The sequence below is a fragment of the Variovorax sp. V93 genome, assembly GCF_041154485.1.
In the GTDB taxonomy this organism is placed as follows: domain Bacteria; phylum Pseudomonadota; class Gammaproteobacteria; order Burkholderiales; family Burkholderiaceae_C; genus Variovorax; species Variovorax beijingensis_A.
Genome location: NZ_AP028669.1, coordinates 1,429,775 through 1,447,870 on the forward strand (window position 1 = coordinate 1,429,775; position 18,096 = coordinate 1,447,870).

Genomic DNA, 18,096 nt, shown 5'->3' on the forward strand with positions numbered 1-18,096 from the left:
TTACTGGATGACGGCGATTATGTGGAGATGGGCGACCGCCGTGTTGACCAGCTGTACCGCAGCCGCTTTATCGCCCGCGTAGTCGACAAGGACGGTTGGTGTCGTGCCCACCGTCTTCATCGCGGCAGAGCGCACGCCCTGGACGGCGCCAATGGCCTCTTCTACAGGCTTGCCGTTTCCGGTCTTGAATCCAGCCAGCACAAACTCGTACATTGCCATCGCAGTCTCCTTTGGGGTGGTGGCGCAGTGTAAGCCTCCCCCCTGTAGGGTTCGACCCTCCGCGCTCGCGCGCGAAGAATGCCGCCTCAGTACTCTGAGAGGCCTCCATGACCGATACCCCGCAAGGCAGCGCCGCCGCCATGCTGGCGCGCACCAAGCGCACCGAGATTCAGCACTTCGCCGATGGCGGTTCGGTGCGACGCACCACCGTGCGGCACTTCGCCAAGCCGAGCGGGGCCGCGGCCAAGATGGCGCATATGCCGACCAGCCATGCCGACGCCAAGTCGATCGAGCACGGCGGCCCGGTGCGCGGCCCCGGTGGCCCCACCTCCGACTCCGTGCCGCTGTGGGGCTCCGCCGGCGAGTTCATGCTGCCGGCGGATACCACGGCAGCGGTGGGCAAGGAGAAGCTCGAAGCGCTGGTCGAAGCCACGCACAAGCCGACGAACAAGGCCGCCGAGAAGATGGGCCGCCTTGCGCGTGCCGACGGCGGCGCGATCGACGATCCGGCCGGAGCCGTGATCCGCGTCGGCAATTCGTACTCTGGCGGCAACGTCAGCGGTCCCATCACCGTGAATGGCCAGGCCCCGGGCGGTACCGTGAGCACCATCGACACCTACAAGGTGCCGCCCCCACGGCCGCCGGCGCCCGTTCTTGGCACGCCCGCGGCCGTGACGCCTGCCCGCGCGGTCCTGGGGAGCGCGCCAGCTGCTACTGCGCCAGCCGTGCCAGCAGCAGCCCCGGCGTCCTACGACTATGCGAACCGCAATGCTGGCTTCAACGCTGCGGCTGACGCGCGCACCGCCATGTCCTCGCAGTCCTTTGGCACGCGCCGGCCGGCCGCGCCAGTGGCTGCGCCAACCGCGGCTCCGGCACCCGCCGCGGCGGCGCCTGTGAAGCCCATCGTGCCGGTGCAGTCCGTAGTGGGCTATGCGGACGGCGGCGAGATCGAAGACCCGCGCAAGAAGGCAGAAGCTGACGCTGCAGCGCGACTCGCCGGCACGAACGGGCGGGCCAGCGTCATGGCTGCCCTGGCGCCCGCGGCCGCGCCTGTGCCCGCCGCACAGCCGGCGGCACCGGCGATGAACGCGCTGCCAGTGGCATCGTCGGCCGCACCAGTCGAGCAAGCGCAGGTTCGCCGCGTCGACAATGCGATCGCCGCAGCACCGACCGCTGTGCCTGCCGCATCGCCTGCGCAGACTCCGGCTGCTGTCGCAGCACCCGCGCGGGTGCAGATGGCGACGCCGCCGGCGGCAGCCGCTGCATCCGAGCGACCCAACCCGCTGGGCGGCGCGGCTGACACGAACGCGCAGCTGGCCACCTTGCAGGCGTCGAATGCCGCGGTACCGCAGGGCGGGGCGACCATCATCGACAACGCCGCTTCGGAAGCCGATCGCCGCGCCCAGTTCAATGAGCAGGCGAACCTCGGGAATGCGCTGGCTCGCACATCGTGGTCGCCGCGCCGCGGCACCCAGGTGAACGATGCCGCGGTGGCTGCCGCCATGGCGCCGATCGACGCGCGCGCGCGGATGTCGCAGATCGCTGCGAAGGAGGCCGGCGACACCCAGCGCGCCGGCATCCAAGAGCGCGGCGCCGATGCCCGCGCCAGGCTGGCCGACACCCGGGCGCAGCAAGCCCTCGGCATGGATCAGCAGCGCCTGGCCCTGGACAGCAAGAAGGTCACGCTGGACGCAAATCGCGATGACCGCGCGGCTGCCGCGGCCGAGGTCGAGCAGGCGCAGAAGGCGCGCACGGCCAAGCTGCAGGACCTGGTGCTGAATGGCACGCCGGCGCAGCAGAAGATGGCCACGGGACAGCTGGCGGCGCTGCAGGGGCGCGAGGTCAGCGGCAATGCGCCGCCGGCGAACTATCGGTGGTCTGCAGACGGCACCCGCGCGGAACCCATCCCCGGCGGCCCCGCAGATCCGGGGATCAAGGCGAACAAGGCGCTGACCGAAGACCAGGCGAAGTCCGCCGGCTATGCGATCCGCATGGAGGACGCGCTGAAGACCATCAGCGAGGTGGCGAAGACCAACCCGGGCGCCACGCGGCCGGGTGTCGGCACCGCGGCGATCAACATGCTGCCGGAGGGCATCGCCAATGCGCTTCGCCCAGAAGACCGTCAGCGCGTCGAAGCCGCGCAGCTCGATGCGCTCGACGCGGCGCTCACTCTGGCAACGGGCGCGGCCTACACGAAGGAGCAGCTGCACGGGCTGAGCCGCTCGTACTTCGCGCAGCCAAACGATGGCGACACCACCGTTGCCGAGAAACAGGCGCGCCTCAACAAGATCATCGAGACCGCCCGCCTGCGGGCCGGGCCCACCGGTTCCGCGATGGCAGATCAGATCGCTCGCGCCGCGGGCGCTCCGACCGCGCCGCCAACTGCCGCCGTCACGAGCCCGGCGGATCACGCCAACCTGCCAGCGGGTGCCACCTACATCGCGCCGGACGGCAGCACGCGGAGGAAGCAGTAATGGCCGAGTTCTGGGAAAGCGACGAGATCATCGCGCCGGCACCCGCGCAGGCCGCGGCCCCGCCAGCGCCAGCTCCAGCTCCAGCTCCAGCTCCAGCGGTCGCAGTTGCTGCACCTGCAGCGGCTCCAGCCGCGGTCGCTGCGCCGGCTGCCGGTACGGAAGCTTTCTGGGCGAAGGACGAGATCGTTTCGCCGGCACCGGCACCGACACTTGCGCCCGCGCCCGCGGCACCTTCAGCTGCTGCGCCCACCTCGCCACCGATCGAGCAGAGCAATCCCGACCGCTCCGCCCTGGGCGCGATCGGCCATCAGATCGGCCTGGCTGCGCGCGCGGCGGTGCAGGGCGCTGCTGCTTTGCCCGGCGTGGTTTCCGACGCCATCACGGGCCCGATCAATGCAGGCTTGGACAAGGTCGCAGGGGAGGGCAACGGCTTCCGCTTCCAGAAGGTCTCCAGCGCCCTCGGCAACCTCATGGACCAGGCTGGCGTGGCCAAGCCAGAGAACGCGACCGAGCGCGTGGTGCAGGATGCCGCCACCGGTGCAGCCACTGCGCTGAGCGGTGTCGGACTTGGGCAGGCTGTCGCGAAGGCCGCTGGCCCGATCTCCAAGGCAGTAGGCAATGCGCTGGCGGCAGCGCCGGCGGCGCAGGTGGTCAGCGGTGCCACGGGCGGGGCCGCAGCAGGAGCCACGCGCGAAGGCGGCGGCGGGGCGGTCGCGCAGACGGTGGCCGGGTTGGCCGGCGCTTTGGCGCCCACCGGCGTGCCGTTCGCGGCCCAGGCGGGCGTGCGCGGCGCGCTGCGCGGCGGTGAAGCCTCGCGGCAGCGCATGGTCGACAACATCGCGACCTTCGAGGACGCCGCGGGTACCACACCCACCCTCGGCCAGGCCACGCAGAGCCGCGCGGTGCAGGGCGTCGAGACGGGGCTGGCCAACGTCATCGGCGGATCCGGCGTCATGGTCCGGAAGGGCGAGGCCCAGGCGGCGGCGCTCCAGAAGAGTGTGCAGGATCTGACCGACCGCCTGGCGCCCAACGCCAGCGGCGCGGACGCCGGCGAGGCGATCTCGCGCGGCGTGAACACCTTCCGTGACAACGTGCGGGCGACGCAGCAGCGCCTGTACAACGCGCTCGACAAGCACATCGCGCGTGATGCGCCCATCACCGTCAGCAACACGCGCACCGCCATGCAGGAGCTCAATGCCGGCATCGACGGTGCCGAGAACCTCTCGGCCTGGTTCCGCAATGCCAAGCTCAGCGACCTGGAACGGTCGCTTGTGGCCGACTTGGAGAAGGCAGCTCAGGCGCAGGCGCCGGTCGGATGGCGGAGCAGCCTGATGAACGCGGCGCCCCCGAATCTCAACACGGCAACCCTGCCGTACGAGAGCATCAAGAAGATGCGCACGCTGGTCGGCCGCGAGATGTCGGATGCGAACTTCACGTCCGAGATCAACCGCGACAAGTGGTCCAAGCTCTATGCCGCGCTGAGCGAAGACCTCGGCACCACAGCGAAGGCGGCCGGCCCGCAGGCCGAGCAGGCATGGTCGCGCGCCAACACCTTCACGCGCCTGGCCAGCGAGCGCATGGAGCAGATCTCGTCCATTGTGAACCGCGACGCGCCCGAGAAGATTTTCAAAGCGGCGACCACCGGTCTTGCCGACGGCGGCACGCAGATCAACCGGCTGATGAAGAGCATGCCCGTGGAGAATCGCCGCGAGGTAGCGGCCGCCGTGCTGCAGCGCCTCGGCCGCGCGCGTCCTGGCCAGCAGAACGAGATCGGCGATGCGTTTTCGAGCGAGACCTTCCTGACCAACCTGGCCAACCTGTCGGCGCCGGCGCGCAAGGCGCTGTTCAACACGTCGGGATTCCCTGGACTCGAGCAGCGGATCACGCAGATGGGCCGCATGGCGGCCGTGCGCCGGGAGGGCTCTCAGGTGTTCGCCAATCCCAGCGGCACCGCGCGGCAGGCTGGGCTGTTGGGCTGGGCGGCTGCCCTGGGAAGCGCGCTGGCCACAGGCAACGCGACCGGCATTGGCCTTGCGTTGGCTGCGCCTGTCGGCGCCCGGATGGCTGCACGTGCCACCACCAGCCCCAGCGTCGTGCGCTTCGCGGCGCGTGAAACCCGCACGCCGGCCGCACTGGCACCTTCGACCATCGCTGCAGCGACGCGCACGTCCAATGCTTCCGACAACGGCAAGGGCGCAATCATGGACGGAGGCAAGCCCTTCCAGAATCGCCTCAAGGCTGGCCGCGTCGCGCGGGAGCAGGGCGGTACCGTCATGCCGGCGCCCAATGGCGGCTTCGTGGTGCTCCGCAATGAGCAACGTTGACAGCGGCGCGCACGAGGCCGCCACTTCGCCCCTCAGCGCGCTGCCACTGCCTACCGATGCGCAGATCGCCGCGGGCAACTTCCAGATGGGGCATGTGACCATTGCAGGCCTCGACGTCACCATCGAATGGCCCCAGGGCTCGACGCGCAAGGGCGTCAGCAAGGACGGCACACCCTGGCAGCGCCAGATGAGCGCGCACTACGGCTATGTGCTGCGCACCGAAGGCGCAGACGGGGAGCACGTCGACGTCTACATCGGCCCGCACCATCGATCGCTCCGGGCCTTCATCGTGGACCAGGTGGACGCAAAAGGGCGCTTCGACGAACACAAGCTGCTGCTCGGATACGCGGGTCGCGAGGAGGCCAAGGCGGCCTATGCCAAACACTTTCCGGCAGGCTTTCGCGTCGGCCCGATCAAGGAAATGACGATCGCACGACTGCGCGACTGGTTGAAGGAGGGAGACCTGCGGAAACCGATCAATCGGCTCACCAAGGCCAGCTGACGAGAGAGGTCAGCGGAAGGAAACTAGGACGAATCCGGCAACGCAGATCACGAAGATGGCGACGCCGGCGAGGCCGTAGACCGACATGAGCCAGCCCTTCCAGTCGTCCTTCGATTCAAGCCGCCGCTCCTCCGCTTCAAGGAGTCGCTTGACGTCCTCGCCGGTGAAGTTCTTGGGGTCCTTGGCCATGGACGGAATGTATCAGGGCTTCACTTCGGAGAACGCTTCCGAGTTCTGGCCGCTGACTTGGCTTCGGCCGCGCTGTTTCGCTCGCTCGCCACTTCAGTGATCAGTGAGTGGCCACCGGCTCGGAACAACTCCGCCAGCGTCGCCGCTTCCTTCGCTCGTCGAGAACTGGATTCCATATCTGGCGTGATGATGTGCGTATGCATTTCTGAAGGGTTGAAGTTCCCTGCGCGTTTGATGCCCGCCAGCAACTGGTGGATCTCAGCCCAGGAGATCGGATAGCCCGCCGTGTCGAGAAGGATGTAGAGCATCGTGGTGCGCTTCCAAGCTTCGGTGCGCATCTCTTCTGACTCCACCTGGAGTTTTGCATTGGCACTTCGTGCCTCATCTAGAGCCTCGCGCAACCGAGCCTCTGCCGGCGGGAGATCCGCCAGACTCGTCATCAACCGATCCCATGCCTCTGCTTCGAGAGTGCGCCCCGTTTTCTTTGCGGCTTTGCGAAGACGATCCAGCGTTTCTTCAGGAAATCGAAGGCCCGCCGTTCCATCCAGAGAGTCCTGCAGCCGCTGCACCAGTTCGGAGTTCATTGATCGGCTGTTGCTCTTTGCAGCGAGTGCGAGGCGTTCGCGCATGTCTCCAGGCAGCCTGACCATGAATTTCGCTGCGGCGTCGCTTGGGTACTTTTCTTGATCCATTTTGTGATCGTACTGGCAAGTCGACATCTTTTCGATGTGTCGACTTGACACTAGTAGCGACTCGACATACATTTTGTTTGTCAATTCAACATGCGAAGGAACTGAAGTGGCAAGACAAAAGGTAGACGCGTGGCGCGGGCAGGTCCGCATCCCACGCCCGTTGGCCGACTGGCTCCAGGCGAAGGCTGAAGCCAACTATCGGTCGTTGAATGCCGAGTTGGTCGAAATGGCCCGGCGCGTGAAGGAACAGGAAGCTCTGGCGCAAGCCCAGGGAGCAACGCAATGAGCGATGTCGTCACCATCGGGGCGGTGACGACCCCGGTCGTCAGCTACAAGGACCAGCGCGTCTGCACGACCCAGCAACTGGCTCAGTTCTACGGCTGCGACCCCGACAGCATTCAGAAGAACTTCGAACGCAATGCTTCGCGGTTCGAAGAAGGCAAGCACTTCTTCAAGATCATGGGGGCCGAGCTTCGACGATTCAAGAGCGACCAACCGACAGATAGTCGGTTAGTCCCGAAGCGCTCTCCGCATCTCATTCTGTGGGCCGAGCGGGGTGCCGCCCGTCACGCCAAGATGCTGTCCACCGACAAGGCCTGGGACGTGTTCGAGCAGTTGGAAGACAACTACTTCGTTCGGGTCCGCACCCGTGCGCCCCTCGTTGACGGCGGCGAGCGTAGCAGCAAGCGCGACCGCCTCCCGCTGTACCACTTTGCCGTCGACACCGTTATCAAGCACCACCTGCCGTTCAGCAAGGCCTACGTGCTGATCAACCTGTTTGCAGGTACCCGCAGTTTCAAAGAAATGTCCAGGGGGCAGAGCGCCGAGGTCGCTGACTTCTGCGACCGTTTCGCGCTCGGCCAAGACACGCGCAACGACTGGCAGCGCATTACCGACAACCAGACCAAGTTGTACGGCACACCGCAGCAATTGGACATGGTTCAACGGCTGCTGCTGTCATGACCCCAAAAGGCGAGGGTCAGAGATTTCTTCTGAAATTCAACCTAGCGCGATCTGCATCGGGTTCCCCATACTGTCCTGAAGAACCCGGGAGCAGCAGAAAGAGCGAAGCCCTGAAGGCTGGCACCAACAGGGCTTCTATGAAAAGCGAACCTCTTACAGAACGGATTTCAACGTGAATAGTACCTCAACCCCTGGCGGCTCGCAAAGTGCTCTGCCTGCTGGATTGGACCTTTCCATCGTTCAATCGCCCCGTGCAGGCGTGGAACTGGTGCAGGTTCTCAGCTCGACCCTGCCGGGTGAGATCGAAGCAGGCGATCTGCTGCGCATCGACTTCGAGCAACGCTCATTCGCCAGTGATGGTCTCTACGTGCTGCGCGTGGGGGAGTGGACTGGCGTGCGCCGCATCAGCGATACCTTGGGCGGCCTGCGAATTCTCGACATCAATGAATGGCGGCCGCTTGGCGCAACGGTGACGATTCTCGGCCGCGTCGAGGCGGCTTTCACGTCGCGCCGCCTGCACTAGCTCACTGGGCGTGTTCGCGTTGTGCCTTGCGCCAATCCCACGGTGCCACGGGCTCAGCATCGCGCCACAAGCCAACGTGCTTGGCCTGTGCCTCGAACTCCGCGAACTCGTACTGCCCGCGCTCCTGCGGCGTCTGCTCGCGCGAGTAGGCGCGATACCACCAGGCCATGCCGACAGTGACCATGGCCAGGCCCGCGTCGAGCGTCTTGGGCCCGCGCGGCGCGGAGGCGGGCGCCACCATAACCTTGCAGACGCTGCGACCGTAGCGGTCGGTCTTCGGGCAGTCGAGCACGGCTTCCTTCATGTAGACCAGGTCGGAAAGCGCCTCTTTCGCACGCTGGCCGAAGGGCTGGCGCTTCTCGGGCGCGTCGATGCCGTTGAAGCGCACCTTGATCTGTTCGTAGTCGCCCGCGGTGCCGCAGCGCGCGGTGATGGTGTCGCCATCGCTGACGCCGACCACGAGGCACGTGCGGGACTCCGCGCAGGCCATCAGCGGTAGCGCGGCAATGGCTGCCGCGCAGACAAGTACTTTGAGCTTCAAGACCTCAAGCGCCCAGGGCAAAACGTTCGTCGTTGTGTGCCGCAACTTGCGTAGGCTCGCGCGGCTTCACTTCCTTGGCGATGACCTTGGCGACGGCCTTCTGCGCGACCTTGAAATCGTAGGTCGCCTGCATGTTGATCCAGCCTTGTGCATCAGCCTCTTCGCCGCCGAAATAGCGGGTAAGGCGCAGCGCCGTGTCGGGCGTGATGCCGCGGCGCTCGAGCACGATGTCATTGATGCGCGAAGCGGGCACATGCAGTGCCTTGGCCAGCGCGTTCGCCGTCATGCCGAGCGGCTTCAAATAGTCCTCACGAAGGACTTCGCCCGGGTGTACCGGACGCATTCCATTTTTGAACATCGTCGTTCCTTACTGCTCGCTATCCAGCAAGCCTTACTGCCGGGAGAGAAACGCCACCCGGCGCAGCGTAGGCTCAGTGGGGGTCTTCTATCAAGACCTCATAAGGTCCTGACTCGCCCCACTTGAACGTCAGGCGCCATTGCTGGTTGATCCTGACGTGCCATGCATCGTCATAAAACTTCAGGTCGTTGCCCGGGGGCATTTTCAAGAAGGCCACCGAAGTCGCTGCGTCCAATTGCGTCAGCTTGCGAGTGGCAACGTCCTTGATATTGGCGAACCGAGCGTTCTTGCCCTTGGTGAAAAGCTCTTCGGTATCGGGGCAGGAGAAGGATTGGATCGCCATGCCGCAATTATATATTGTTTACCGGCAAACGGTAAACAATCTGAAGGCAAGTTTTCGAGAGAACTAGGTGAGAGAAAGCTCGGTACCGTCGGCACTGACCATCACGCCTGGCGTGCCCTCGGAGATCTCGATCGGCACGCCCATGTGGACACTACAGTCGGAGTTTGGTCCGCCGAGGCCCGTGCGACGGGTCTCCGCGTATTCCCTGTGCTGGGCCGGCGTGAGGATGAACTTTTGAGGGTAGGCGTTGCCGTTCGCGCGCCAGTGCTTGATCAGCGCGTCGGTCATCGGGAGAAAAAGCGTTGCCATCGTCTTCGACTCAGGCGGCGGCGCGCTCGCGCAGGATCTCGACAGGGCCGATGCCGCTGTAGATCGTCGCGTTGGTCTTCAGGCAGGTGACGGTCCAGCGGTCACCGGGGGTCACCTTGTAGTCGCCGGGCGCCAGCGGCAGCTCTCGGTCTTCGTGCACCTGGCTGCCCAGCCACGACGGCATGCGCAGGATGGTGGCGGGCTCTGGGAAAAATTCAGTTTGGCTCATGCGTCATTGTCTCGCGCGGCCGGGCCCGTCTCTGCCTGGACCTCTTCGCTCTGTTCGCCGATGCGCGACACGAGCCACGCCTGCAGCTGCTCTTCGGCCGGCGTCTTGGAACGCGACCTCCGCTGATAGGGCGCGTCCGCTGTGATGGGCTCGCCGCCGACCAACCGGATCTCGCGCGAAGAGGGGATCGGCGGCACGCCGGGATAGCGCTCGGCCGCTTCTTCGATGGTCATTTTGAAGCTCGACGGATGCGGCCTCTTGCACCAGATGGTGGGCGGCATCATGAAGCTGAAATACTCGACCTCTTTCATGGCCCACCTCACACCGGCCCATAGACCGCCCGGATGTGCTCGCCGGCATTGCCATCGGACGGATCGCCGTAGCGGTCGCCGATCGCCGCGCACAGCTCGGCCACGCCGTAGGCGAAATCGATCTGCATCTGGTCCAGCCGGTCGCCAGGCTTGATGATGCCCAACTGGGCGGCCAGCACCGCAAACTGCGCCTCGGGATCGTGCACCGGGCACTGGGCCATCGGGTCGTGGTCGTTTTCCGAACGGTCCCCGGGGATTGAGGTCGATGGATCTGGCATGCTGGCTCCCAAAGTACTGTAAAGGCATACAGTATCGAACTGGGTAATCTACCCGTCAACCCGATCCCGAGCGCAGAATTCGGCCAATGTGCAACCGTTACATCAGCCCCGATGACTACGAGATCGAGAGCTTCTGGCACGTCCACCAGAACAGTCCGCCGCGCTGGGTGAAGGCGGTCTATCCGCGCATGCAGGGACCGTTCATCCGCCGCGCCAAGGACGTGACGGACTACGAACGCGACCTGGTCACAGGGCAGTGGGGACTGATCCCCTGGTTCGCCAAGGAACCGAAGCTCAAGTACCCGACCAACAACGCCCGCAGCGAAGAGCTTGAGGCGAAGGCCAGCTACAAAGATCCGTGGAAGCGTGGCCAGCGCTGCATCATCCCGGCCACCGCCTTCGACGAGCCGAATTGGGAAACAGGGAAGAACGTGTGGTGGCAGTTCCGCCGTGCCGATGGCAAGCCCTGGGGCCTGGCGGGCCTATGGAACACGTGGACCGACAAGGCCACTGGCGAGGTCCACGAGAGCTACACCATGCTGACGATCAACGCGGATGCGCACCCGCTGATGAGCCGCATGCACAAGCCCGATCCGAAGCTGGCGCCGGACAAGCAGGACAAGCGCTCGGTGATCCCGCTCGAGGTGCACGAGTTCGACCTCTGGCTGGCCGGCACCGTGGAAGAAGCGAAGAAGCTGCTGAAGCTGGCGCCGGTCGAGGTCTTCGACGCCGGCCCGATCGAGGCTTAGCCTTCGTCGTCGGCCGGAAACTCGAACCGCAGCGTGACGAAGGCCACCTCGGCCGCCCTGCGCGGGTCGCGGTCGGCGTTGAGCGGGTAGAGCGTCACGGTCAAGAGGTCCAGCCATTCGCGATCGACGGCGCCGTCGCAGCGATCGTAGAACTCGCTCCGGAATTCATGCCACCACGCTTCCTGGTCGGTCAGGGCGGCGCCGGCGATCACGATGGGCTTGTCAGGCTTCCACATGGATGCATGCTACTGCGGGCCATGGCATCCATGAAGCAGATGCATCAATCACTTTTGGAGGAAAAGCGGAACGCGTTGCGGAACGAACGCGGAACTAGCTGCGAAAATGATAGCTGAAGAGCTATGGTGCCCGGGGCCGGAATCGAACCGGCACACCTTTCGGTGGGGGATTTTGAGTCCCCTGCGTCTACCAATTTCACCACCCGGGCACATCCGGAAGGAAGCCCAAAATTATGGCACAGTGGCAATATGAATTGCCCCCACGCTCATCACTTCGTGTATTCGCTGCCCCCCGAGGGGGCGCTCAACGCCCTTTGGGCGGCCATGCGGGCGTTGCCATGAACTATCCGACGATCGAAGACGCCATCGGCAAGACCCCCCTGGTGGCACTGCAACGCATCGATGCGGCCGAGAACGCCAGGCGCGGCAATGTCATCCTGGGCAAGCTGGAAGGCAACAATCCCGCGGGCTCGGTGAAGGACCGCCCCGCGCTCTCGATGATCAAGCGCGCCGAGGAGCGCGGCGAAATCAAGCCCGGCGACACGCTGATCGAAGCCACCTCGGGCAACACCGGCATCGCGCTGGCCATGGCTGCGGCCATCAAGGGCTACCGCATGGTGCTGATCATGCCGGAGGACCTGTCCGTCGAGCGCGCCCAGACCATGAAGGCCTTCGGCGCCGAATTGGTGCTCACGCCCAAGAGCGGCGGCATGGAATACGCGCGCGACCTGGCCGAGCAGATGGTGGCGCAGGGCAAGGGCCGCGTGCTCGACCAGTTCGCCAACGCCGACAACCCGCGCATCCACTACGAGACCACCGGCCCCGAGATCTGGGCCGACACCAAGGGCAAGATCACGCATTTCGTGAGCGCCATGGGCACCACTGGCACCATCACCGGCGTCTCGCGATTCCTGAAGGAAAAGAACCCCGCGGTGCGCATCATCGGCGCGCAGCCGGCCGAAGGTTCGCGCATTCCGGGCATCCGCAAGTGGCCGGCCGAATACCTGCCCAAGATCTACGAACCGAGCCGCGTCGACGAGGAGATCAGCGTGAGCCAGGACAATGCCGAGGAAATGTGCCGGCGCCTCGCGCGCGAGGAAGGCATCTTCGGCGGCATCTCCGCGGCCGGCGCGCTCTGGGTGGCGCTCGAGGTTGCCAAGACGGTCGAGAACGCGACCATCGTGTTCGTGGTCTGCGACCGCGGCGACCGCTATCTGTCGACCGGCGTGTTTCCTGCCTGATCGAAGCCATGGCCCACCCCAAGTTCTGCCAGGCCTGTGCCACGCCGCTCGAATGGATCGCGCTGATGGAAGACGGCGGTCCCAAGGAGCGCCTGCGCTGCCCCTCCTGCGGCCACACGCACTGGAACAATCCCACGCCCGTGCTCGCGGCCATCGTCGAATACCGAGGCCAGGTGCTGCTGGCGCGAAACGCCGCCTGGCCGGTGAAGATGTACGCGCTGATCACCGGCTTCATGGAGGCCGGCGAAACGCCCGAGGAGGGCATTGCGCGCGAGGTCAAGGAAGAAACCAACCTCGACGTGAGCGCGGCCAAGCTGGTCGGCGCGTACGACTTCCAGCGCATGAACCAGATCATCATTGCCTACCACGTGGTGGCCGATGGCGAGGTGAAGCTTTCGCCCGAACTGCTGGACTACCGCCTCTACGACCTGCCCGACCTCAAGTGCTGGCCCGCGGGCACCGGCTATGCGCTGGCCGACTGGCTGCGCACCCGGGGGCACGAGCCGGTGTTCTTCACCGCGGCGGAGAACGAGGAGCGGCGGCGCGGCTTGAACCTGCCGCCCGAGGAGCCGAAGAATGCAGGTTGATCGCGAACTCGACACGCGGGGCCTGAACTGCCCGCTGCCCATTCTCAAGGCCAAGAAATCGCTCAACGACATGGCGAGCGGCGAGCTGCTGAAGGTGGTGTCGACCGACCCAGGGTCGGTGCGCGACTTCCAGGCCTTTGCGCGCCAGACCGGCAACGAGCTGGTCGAGCAGCAGACGATCGGCAGCGACTTCATCCATGTGCTGAAGAGGCGCTGACCGGAACAAAAGAAAAGGGCCCCGTCGGGGCCCTTCTTCTTCAGAGTTCCAGGCTCTTGAGGTATTCGCGGAACTGCGCACCGACCTCGGGGTGCGCCAGCGCAAGCTCCACCGAGGCTTGCAGGAAGCCTTCCTTGCTGCCGCAGTCGTAGCGGATGCCCTTGTAGGCATACGCGTAGACCGATTCCTTCTTCATCAGCGCCGCGATGCCGTCGGTGAGCTGGATCTCGCCGCCCGCGCCCTTGGGCTGGTTGCGGATCTCGTCGAACACGCCGGGCGTGAGGATGTAGCGGCCCGCCACGCCGAGGCGCGAGGGAGCCTTGTCCGGCGAAGGCTTCTCGATCATGCGATCGACCTTCACGAGATCGTCGCCGATGGATTCGCCCGCCACGATGCCGTAGCGCTTGACGTGTTCGAGCGGCACTTCCTGCACCGCGAGCACTGAAGAACCGAGCTTGCCGAAGGCGGCCGTCATCTGCGCGAGCACAGGTGCGCCGCCCACGGGGCCGACCATCAGGTCGTCGGCCAGCAGCACGGCGAAGGGCTCGTTGCCCACCAGGTGTTCGGCGCACAGCACGGCATGGCCGAGTCCGAGCATGCGCGGCTGGCGCACGTAGGAGCAGGTCATGTCGTCGGGCATGACCGAGCGCGCGATGTTGAGCAGTTCGAGCTTGCCGCTGGCCTCGAGCTGGCTCTCGAGTTCGTAGGCGGTGTCGTAGTGGTCTTCGATGGCACGTTTGTTTCGGCCAGTTACGAAAATCATGTCGCGAATGCCCGCCGCGTAGGCTTCCTCAACCGCGTACTGGATGAGTGGCTTGTCGACAACCGGCAGCATTTCCTTGGGCTGCGCCTTGGTGGCGGGCAGAAAGCGGGTGCCGAAACCTGCAACAGGAAATACGGCCTTGCGGATGCGTGTCGAGGGAGTGGGCATGGACAATTTGGGCGTCTGTTCGTTCAGTTGAAGAAGAAGGTTTGATGGCTCAACGGCGGCATGGAAATGCCGTCGTTGCCATGCTAAACCTTGCCCAGACCCACGTGTGTCAGCCGAGACGCACAAGCTGGTCGCGAAGACGCTCCAGCGTGGTGCTGAAATCGGCCAGGCGCTTGCGCTCCTGTTCGATCACGGCCGGCGGTGCCTTAGCCACAAAGGCTTCGTTTCCAAGCTTGCCGTTCACCTTGAGGATCTCGCCCTCGATGCGAGCAATTTCCTTGCCGATGCGCGCGCGCTCGGCGGCCTTGTCGATTTCCATGTGCAGGCACAGGCGCGCCGTGCCGACCACGGCCACCGGCGCCGCTTCGGCCGCCGCCGACCACGAAGCCTCGTCGTCGAAGACCTTCACTTCCTTGAGCTTGGCCAGGGCCTGCAGCACCGGCGCCGCATCGCGCAGGAAGGCCGCGCCCTCGGCATCGTCGGCCACCGCATAGAGCGGCAGGCGCACCGCGGGCGACACATTCATTTCGCCGCGCAGCGTGCGGCAGGCATCGACCAGCGCCTTCAGGCGCGCCACATGCGCTTCGGCCGCTTCGTCGATCTTCTCGGGCTGGCTCTTGGGGTAGGCCGCGATCATGATCGATTCGCCCTCGCGTCCGGCGACGGGCGCCACCTTCTGCCAGAGCTCCTCGGTGATGAACGGAATCACCGGATGCGCGAGGCGCAGCAAGGCCTCGAGCGTGCGGATCAGCGTGCGGCGCGTGGCGCGTTTCTGCGCATCGTCGCCGGTCTGGATCTGCACCTTGGCGATCTCCAGGTACCAGTCGCAGAACTCGTCCCAGGCGAACTGGTAGATGGCGTTGGCCACGTTGTCGAGCCGGTATTCCTCGAAGCCCTTGGCCACTTCGGCCTCGACGCGCTGCAGCTGCGAGGCGATCCAGAAATCGGCGCGGCTGAACTTCAGGTAGCCGTGCGCCGGTCCGCCGACCTTGCATTCTTCCTTCGTGTGCTCGCGCAGGCCGCAGTCCTGTCCTTCGCAGTTCATCAGCACGAAGCGCGTGGCGTTCCAGAGCTTGTTGCAGAAGTTGCGGTAGCCCTCGCAGCGCTTGCTGTCGAAGTTGATGCTGCGGCCGAGCGAGGCGAGCGATGCGAAGGTGAAGCGCAATGCATCGGCGCCGAAGGCCGGAATGCCGTCCGGAAATTCCTTCTGCGTGTTCTTGCGCACCGCGGGCGCGGTCTCGGGCTTGCGCAAACCCTGCGTGCGCTTGTCGAGCAGTTCGGGCAGTGCGATGCCGTCGATCAGGTCCACCGGGTCGAGCACGTTGCCTTCGGACTTGCTCATCTTCTTGCCCTGTGCATCGCGCACCAGGCCGTGGATGTACACGTCCTTGAACGGCACCTTGCCCGTGAAGTGCTTGGTCATCATGATCATCCGGGCGACCCAGAAGAAGATGATGTCGTAGCCCGTCACGAGCACCGTGGAGGGCAGGTACAGCGCGAGGTCTTCAGTCTTCTCGGGCCAGCCGAGCGAGGAGAAGGGCACCAGCGCCGACGAATACCAGGTGTCGAGCACGTCCTCGTCGCGGCGAAGCGTCTTGCCCGGTGCCTTGGCCTGCGCCTCGGCCTCGTCGTGCGCGACGTACACCTTGCCGTCTTCGTCGTACCAGGCGGGGATCTGGTGGCCCCACCAGAGCTGGCGTGAGATGGTCCAGTCCTGGATGTTCTCCATCCAGTGGTTGTAGGTGTTGACCCAGTTCTCGGGCACGAAGCGCACCTCGCCGGTCTTCACCACGTCGATGGCCTTCTGCGCGATCGACTGGCCGTCGGCGCCGGGGCGCGTCATGGCCACGTACCACTGGTCGGTGAGCATCGGCTCGACGATGGCGCCGGAGCGCGCGCAGCGCGGCACCATGAGCTTGTGCTTCTTCACCTCGACCAGGAGGCCGAGCGCATCGAGGTCGGCCACGATGGCCTTGCGCGCCACGAAGCGGTCCATGCCGCGGTATTTCTCGGGCGCGTTGTCGTTGATGGTGGCGTCGAGCGCGAGGATGCCGATCAGCTCGAGCTTGTGGCGCTGGCCGACGGCATAGTCGTTGTAGTCGTGCGCGGGCGTGACCTTGACCACGCCGGTGCCGAATTCCTTGTCGACGTAGTCGTCGGCAATGATGGGAATCAGCCGATCCACGAGCGGCAGCTTCACGCGCTGGCCAATCAGGTGCCTGTAGCGCTCGTCTTCGGGGTGGACCATCACGGCGGTGTCGCCGAGCATGGTCTCGGGCCGCGTGGTGGCCACGGTCAGCGTGCCGCTGCCGTCTTCGAGGGGGTAGGCAATGTGCCAGAGCGAGCCGTCTTCCTCTTCGCTTTCCACTTCGAGGTCGCTCACCGAGGTCTTGAGCACCGGGTCCCAGTTGCCCAGGCGCTTGCCGCGGTAGATCAGGCCTTCCTCGTAGAGCGAGACAAAAGTCTGCGTGACCACCTTCGAGAGGTCGTCGTCCATCGTGAAGTATTCGCGGCTCCAGTCGACCGTGTCGCCCATGCGGCGCATCTGCTCGGTGATGGTGTTGCCCGATTTTTCCTTCCATTCCCACACGCGTGCCACGAAATTCTTGCGGCCCAGGTCATGGCGGCTGATCTTCTGCTCCTGCAGCTGGCGCTCCACCACGATCTGCGTTGCGATGCCCGCATGGTCGGTGCCCGGTACCCACAGCGTGTTGTCGCCCTTCATGCGGTGGTAGCGTGCCAGGCTGTCCATGATGGTCTGGTTGAAGGCATGGCCCATGTGCAGCGTGCCCGTCACGTTGGGCGGCGGCAGCTGGATCGCGAACGAATCGGCGCCTTCCATGGGCTGCTGCGTGCCGCGGAAACCGGCCTTGGCGTAGCCGCGCTGCTCCCATTCGGGGCCCCAGTGCGCCTCGATGGCGGCGGGTTCGAACGACTTGGAGAGGCTCTCCAGTCCAGGCTGGGCGGAAGGGGTGGTGGGTTCGCTCATGGGAAATGCAGAAGCGGCGCCTTCGGGGGTGCCGTGGGGACAAGATGGGATAGCCGGCGATTTTACCGGGGCCGCCCCGGGGCAGCCCCACCCCACATAATTCCGGGATGCTCTTCCTGCTCTCCCCTGCGAAATCGCTCGACTACGACACCCCCGTTCCCGCCGAAATCCCCGCCACCCAACCCCATTTCGAAGCCCCCCGCGGCCCCTCGGCCGAACTGATCAGGCTGCTGCGCGAGAAGTCGCCGCAGCAGATATCGGAGCTCATGCACCTGTCGGACAAGCTCTCTGCGCTCAACGTGGCGCGCTACCAGGCCTGGTCCGGCAAGAGCACGCCGCAGAACGCGCGCCAGGCCGCCTTCGCGTTCGACGGCGACGTCTACGGGGGGCTGGACGCGCGCTCGCTCACGCCCGCGCAGCTGGCCTGGGCGCAGGAGCACGTGTGCATCCTGAGCGGCCTCTACGGCCTCTTGCGCCCGCTCGACCTGCTGCAGCCCTACCGGCTCGAGATGGGCACGCCGCTTGCCAATCGCCATGGCAAGGACCTGTACGCCTTCTGGGGCCCGCGCATTGCGGAGCACCTGAACCAGCGGCTGGCGGCGGACCGCACGCCCGTGGTGGTCAATGTGGCCTCGCAGGAATACTTCAGGTCGGTGGACCGGAAGGCGCTCAAGGCGCGCGTGGTCGAATGCGTGTTCGAGGAATGGAAGGGCGACCGCTACAAGATCGTGAGCTTCTACGCCAAGCGCGCCCGCGGCCTGCTCGCGCGCTGGGCGGTGCTGCACAAGGCCGCCACGCCCAAGGCGCTGGAAAAATTCGATCTCGAGGGTTATGGTTTCGACGCCACGGTATCGACAGCCGAAAGGCTGGTGTTCAGAAGGAAGACTTGAT

The 18,096-nt window shown here is 65.4% G+C and carries 24 protein-coding genes and 1 tRNA gene; 11 read left to right on the forward strand and 14 right to left on the reverse strand.

Features of this window, described 5'->3' with window-relative positions; all coding sequences use genetic code 11:
* The gene (locus ACAM54_RS06675) at positions 1-219 is read right to left on the reverse strand and encodes a hypothetical protein (RefSeq protein ID WP_369650222.1); all 219 of its coding nucleotides are present in this window, start codon (positions 217-219) and stop codon (positions 1-3) included.
* A gap of 107 nt (positions 220-326) precedes the next feature.
* Between ACAM54_RS06675 and ACAM54_RS06680 the strand changes: the two genes are divergently transcribed.
* From ACAM54_RS06680 to ACAM54_RS06690, 3 genes are read left to right on the forward strand one after another with little or no spacing between them, the layout of a single operon-like run.
* Positions 327-2,693 (forward strand): hypothetical protein, encoded by a 2,367-nt coding sequence (locus ACAM54_RS06680; protein ID WP_369650223.1) that lies wholly within the window; start codon positions 327-329, stop codon positions 2,691-2,693.
* Positions 2,693-5,017, forward strand: coding sequence for a hypothetical protein (locus ACAM54_RS06685; protein WP_369650224.1), 2,325 nt, complete (start codon positions 2,693-2,695; stop codon positions 5,015-5,017). Before ACAM54_RS06680 ends, ACAM54_RS06685 begins: the two co-directional genes overlap by 1 nt.
* Complete coding sequence (locus ACAM54_RS06690) at positions 5,004-5,519, forward strand: hypothetical protein (RefSeq protein WP_369650225.1); 516 nt, start codon at positions 5,004-5,006, stop codon at positions 5,517-5,519. Before ACAM54_RS06685 ends, ACAM54_RS06690 begins: the two co-directional genes overlap by 14 nt.
* Before the next feature lie 9 nt (positions 5,520-5,528).
* Here ACAM54_RS06690 and ACAM54_RS06695 read toward each other — a convergent pair whose 3' ends face one another.
* Complete coding sequence (locus ACAM54_RS06695) at positions 5,529-5,708, reverse strand: hypothetical protein (protein ID WP_369650226.1); 180 nt, start codon at positions 5,706-5,708, stop codon at positions 5,529-5,531.
* 20 nt (positions 5,709-5,728) lie between these two features.
* Positions 5,729-6,400 (reverse strand): Arc family DNA-binding protein, encoded by a 672-nt coding sequence (locus ACAM54_RS06700; RefSeq protein ID WP_369650227.1) that lies wholly within the window; start codon positions 6,398-6,400, stop codon positions 5,729-5,731.
* A gap of 34 nt (positions 6,401-6,434) precedes the next feature.
* On the opposite strand from ACAM54_RS06700, the gene ACAM54_RS06705 reads away from it, so the two are divergent.
* The 3 genes from ACAM54_RS06705 to ACAM54_RS06715 all read left to right on the forward strand — a co-directional run bounded on the left by ACAM54_RS06705 (position 6,435) and on the right by ACAM54_RS06715 (position 7,886).
* Complete coding sequence (locus ACAM54_RS06705; RefSeq protein WP_369651892.1) at positions 6,435-6,686, forward strand: Arc family DNA-binding protein; 252 nt, start codon at positions 6,435-6,437, stop codon at positions 6,684-6,686.
* Positions 6,683-7,363 carry an ORF6N domain-containing protein gene (locus tag ACAM54_RS06710; protein WP_369650229.1) on the forward strand — a complete coding sequence of 227 codons (681 nt, stop codon included), beginning with the start codon at positions 6,683-6,685 and terminating at the stop codon, positions 7,361-7,363. The genes ACAM54_RS06705 and ACAM54_RS06710 overlap by 4 nt, the downstream gene beginning before the upstream one ends.
* Positions 7,364-7,586: 223 nt before the next feature.
* Positions 7,587-7,886, forward strand: a complete 300-nt coding sequence (locus tag ACAM54_RS06715) for a hypothetical protein (RefSeq protein WP_369650230.1) — start codon at positions 7,587-7,589, stop codon at positions 7,884-7,886.
* Position 7,887: 1 nt separating this feature from the next.
* Here ACAM54_RS06715 and ACAM54_RS06720 read toward each other — a convergent pair whose 3' ends face one another.
* From ACAM54_RS06720 to ACAM54_RS06750, 7 genes are all read right to left on the reverse strand, one after another.
* A complete protein-coding gene (locus tag ACAM54_RS06720; protein ID WP_369650953.1) occupies positions 7,888-8,376 on the reverse strand; it encodes a thermonuclease family protein in 489 nt (162 codons plus the stop codon).
* Positions 8,377-8,431: 55 nt separating this feature from the next.
* Positions 8,432-8,785: a HigA family addiction module antitoxin gene (locus ACAM54_RS06725; RefSeq protein ID WP_369650231.1), complete on the reverse strand. Its 354-nt coding sequence runs from the start codon at positions 8,783-8,785 to the stop codon at positions 8,432-8,434.
* A 73-nt stretch (positions 8,786-8,858) separates the two neighbouring features.
* The gene (locus ACAM54_RS06730; RefSeq protein WP_369650232.1) at positions 8,859-9,128 is read right to left on the reverse strand and encodes a type II toxin-antitoxin system RelE/ParE family toxin; all 270 of its coding nucleotides are present in this window, start codon (positions 9,126-9,128) and stop codon (positions 8,859-8,861) included.
* Positions 9,129-9,191: 63 nt separating this feature from the next.
* A complete protein-coding gene (locus ACAM54_RS06735; protein ID WP_369650233.1) occupies positions 9,192-9,416 on the reverse strand; it encodes a hypothetical protein in 225 nt (74 codons plus the stop codon).
* Positions 9,417-9,447: 31 nt separating this feature from the next.
* The gene (locus ACAM54_RS06740) at positions 9,448-9,666 is read right to left on the reverse strand and encodes a hypothetical protein (protein WP_369650234.1); all 219 of its coding nucleotides are present in this window, start codon (positions 9,664-9,666) and stop codon (positions 9,448-9,450) included.
* Entirely contained in the window at positions 9,663-9,977 is a 315-nt protein-coding gene (locus ACAM54_RS06745) for a hypothetical protein (RefSeq protein ID WP_369650235.1), read from the reverse strand. The genes ACAM54_RS06740 and ACAM54_RS06745 overlap by 4 nt, the downstream gene beginning before the upstream one ends.
* 8 nt (positions 9,978-9,985) lie before the next feature.
* Positions 9,986-10,255, reverse strand: a complete 270-nt coding sequence (locus ACAM54_RS06750; RefSeq protein WP_369650236.1) for a hypothetical protein — start codon at positions 10,253-10,255, stop codon at positions 9,986-9,988.
* Positions 10,256-10,341: 86 nt separating this feature from the next.
* On the opposite strand from ACAM54_RS06750, the gene ACAM54_RS06755 reads away from it, so the two are divergent.
* Positions 10,342-11,004, forward strand: coding sequence for an SOS response-associated peptidase (locus ACAM54_RS06755; protein ID WP_369650237.1), 663 nt, complete (start codon positions 10,342-10,344; stop codon positions 11,002-11,004).
* Here the strand turns inward: ACAM54_RS06755 and ACAM54_RS06760 are convergent.
* Both ACAM54_RS06760 and ACAM54_RS06765 read right to left on the reverse strand, forming a co-directional pair.
* Positions 11,001-11,240 (reverse strand): hypothetical protein, encoded by a 240-nt coding sequence (locus ACAM54_RS06760; RefSeq protein WP_369650238.1) that lies wholly within the window; start codon positions 11,238-11,240, stop codon positions 11,001-11,003. The two genes, ACAM54_RS06755 and ACAM54_RS06760, sit on opposite strands and share 4 nt — an antisense overlap.
* A 124-nt stretch (positions 11,241-11,364) precedes the next feature.
* Positions 11,365-11,449: transfer RNA gene (locus tag ACAM54_RS06765), tRNA-Leu, on the reverse strand.
* 129 nt (positions 11,450-11,578) lie between these two features.
* On the opposite strand from ACAM54_RS06765, the gene cysM reads away from it, so the two are divergent.
* From cysM to ACAM54_RS06780, 3 genes are read left to right on the forward strand one after another with little or no spacing between them, the layout of a single operon-like run.
* A complete protein-coding gene (gene cysM / locus ACAM54_RS06770; protein ID WP_145741265.1) occupies positions 11,579-12,481 on the forward strand; it encodes a cysteine synthase CysM in 903 nt (300 codons plus the stop codon).
* An 8-nt stretch (positions 12,482-12,489) separates the two neighbouring features.
* Complete coding sequence (locus tag ACAM54_RS06775; protein ID WP_192328451.1) at positions 12,490-13,068, forward strand: NUDIX domain-containing protein; 579 nt, start codon at positions 12,490-12,492, stop codon at positions 13,066-13,068.
* Positions 13,058-13,285 (forward strand): sulfurtransferase TusA family protein, encoded by a 228-nt coding sequence (locus ACAM54_RS06780; RefSeq protein ID WP_307698563.1) that lies wholly within the window; start codon positions 13,058-13,060, stop codon positions 13,283-13,285. The genes ACAM54_RS06775 and ACAM54_RS06780 overlap by 11 nt, the downstream gene beginning before the upstream one ends.
* 40 nt (positions 13,286-13,325) lie before the next feature.
* On the opposite strand, the gene galU is transcribed toward ACAM54_RS06780, so the two are convergent.
* A complete protein-coding gene (gene galU / locus ACAM54_RS06785) occupies positions 13,326-14,216 on the reverse strand; it encodes a UTP--glucose-1-phosphate uridylyltransferase GalU (RefSeq protein ID WP_369650239.1) in 891 nt (296 codons plus the stop codon).
* A 109-nt stretch (positions 14,217-14,325) separates the two neighbouring features.
* Positions 14,326-17,205 carry a valine--tRNA ligase gene (locus ACAM54_RS06790; RefSeq protein WP_369650240.1) on the reverse strand — a complete coding sequence of 960 codons (2,880 nt, stop codon included), beginning with the start codon at positions 17,203-17,205 and terminating at the stop codon, positions 14,326-14,328.
* Positions 17,206-17,312: 107 nt separating this feature from the next.
* Here ACAM54_RS06790 and yaaA point away from each other — a divergent pair, with 107 nt between their 5' ends.
* Positions 17,313-18,095: a peroxide stress protein YaaA gene (gene yaaA, locus ACAM54_RS06795; RefSeq protein ID WP_369650241.1), complete on the forward strand. Its 783-nt coding sequence runs from the start codon at positions 17,313-17,315 to the stop codon at positions 18,093-18,095.
* Position 18,096: the final 1 nt, after the last annotated feature.